General features: G+C 38.5%; 2 protein-coding genes. Both read right to left on the reverse strand.

All coding sequences use genetic code 11. The features are described from left to right. On the reverse strand, nucleotides 1-1,088 hold a 1,088-nt coding region (locus tag AC1DND_RS26960; RefSeq protein WP_477585813.1), incomplete at its 3' end, for a glycoside hydrolase family 28 protein. Nucleotides 1,089-1,150: 62 nt separating this feature from the next. After that, on the reverse strand, nucleotides 1,151-1,847 hold a 697-nt coding region (locus AC1DND_RS26965; protein WP_477585815.1), incomplete at its 5' end, for a glycosylhydrolase-like jelly roll fold domain-containing protein.

Genomic DNA, 1,847 nt, shown 5'->3' on the forward strand with positions numbered 1-1,847 from the left:
GCTTCTACTTTAATGTTTGAGATCTTGATGTTTCTAATCGTACCAAATGGTTTTGCGGTGCTACCGGCCAAATCGAAAAACTGTTTCCAGGGATTTAAGTCGATAATTGCGCCGCATTTTCCTGTAATGTTTTCTACCGTAATATTTTCGTAAAGCTGAAAAGTATCTCCACGCATTTTCATTTTTAAAATCGGGCAGTTATTCTCTACCTTACAGTTTCGCATGGTAATATTGCGTGCATGAATACACTCGCTTCCCATGGTTAAAGTAGCATGTGCTTCGCCAATGGTACAGTTTTCAATTAAAATATCTTCAACAATACCATTTTCTGGCAGTTTTTGTGCATCGGGTCCTTTACCACCTTTAATGCAAATAGCATCGTCATTTACAGAGATATAACAATTTCTGATCGTTACTTTTTTACAAAAATCAATGTCAATGCCATCAGTGCTTGGTGCTTTTACTGGCCGAAACGGCGAACGGATATCACAATTCTCAATTAATACATCATTAGATTGGTACAAATGGGTGGTCCAGAATCCAGAATTACGCAATTTTACACCCTTAATATTCACATTATTGCACCCCCAGATAAAAAGTAACCGCGGACGGCTTACTTCCAGGTTTGTAGATTCTCTTCCTAATTTTTTAAGCGAATCGCGATGCGCCCAAAATGTTTTCCAGAATTTAAGGCCATTTCCATCAATAGTTCCCGGACCTGAAATACTAAAACCATCTACTTTTGTCGCATTAATTAATGCAGCAAAGTATTTAAGGCTCCTCCCTTCCATACGCGACGGAATAAAAGGGTAATCTTTTATGTTATCAGATCCTTTAAGTACAGCACCTTCTTGTAACAACAGCTTCGTTTTAGGCTTAAAAAAGAGTGCTCCACTAAGATAAACACCTTTAGGGATTACAATCGTTCCTCCTCCTTTTTGATAAGCTTTATCTATTACACTTTGAATGGCTTTGGTATTCAGTTTGGTGCTATCTGCACTAACACCAAATTTTGTGATGACATAATCTTGAGCCATGGCATTTATACCAACGGCGGTAAACAAAGCGAGTATAATGAGTTTTTTCATGATAAAATGCATATTGATTTGTACAAAGCAAGATTTGCGCCTGCGGGAATAACAGTATACGATTAATTAAAAGCTGTGATGCTTACCGGGCCGATTAAGCCTGAAGGCATTACATTCCAGTTTGATGCATCAAAATCCTTATAGTTAATATTTACGAAATTGATTTCGTGATAATTCCGCCATTGGATTTTTTTGATATCCATATCGCGGATGCGGTTCGCCATCAGGTTAACCACTTCAATTTTAATGGTATTATGGCCTGCTTTTAAATATTTGCCAACACGGGCCTGAAAAGGGATACTCCATAAAATGCCCACTTCCACACCATTGATCCATACACGTGCACTCTCATCAACCTGGTTCAGGTTTAAAACATATTCTTTGGCCGATTTTGAATTCAGGTTAAAACTTGAGGTATAAACACCAGTACCAGAAAAGGCCTGTAATTTAGGATCGTTTAAAGTAGTCCAGCTTACCAGTTTAGCTAACCGTTGATCTGCAGGAAGCTCCGGTCCACCTTCGGTAAAATGTAAATTCCATGGTTGGTTAAGATTGATCGTATTGGCAGCTTTGTTCAGATAAACCCAAGGTGAGCTGGTTGTTTCATTCTGACCGACCTTTAAAAACAAACTCTCTCCCGATTTAAGTTGTACACGGACCTTTTTATTGCGTACTGCCGCCAAACCCACATTCGAACTTTGTGGATCCATAATTAAAACCCGTCCTTCTTCATTTAAGGACAGTTCAGTATCAATATCT

The sequence above is a fragment of the Pedobacter sp. 01N416 genome, assembly GCF_056399685.1.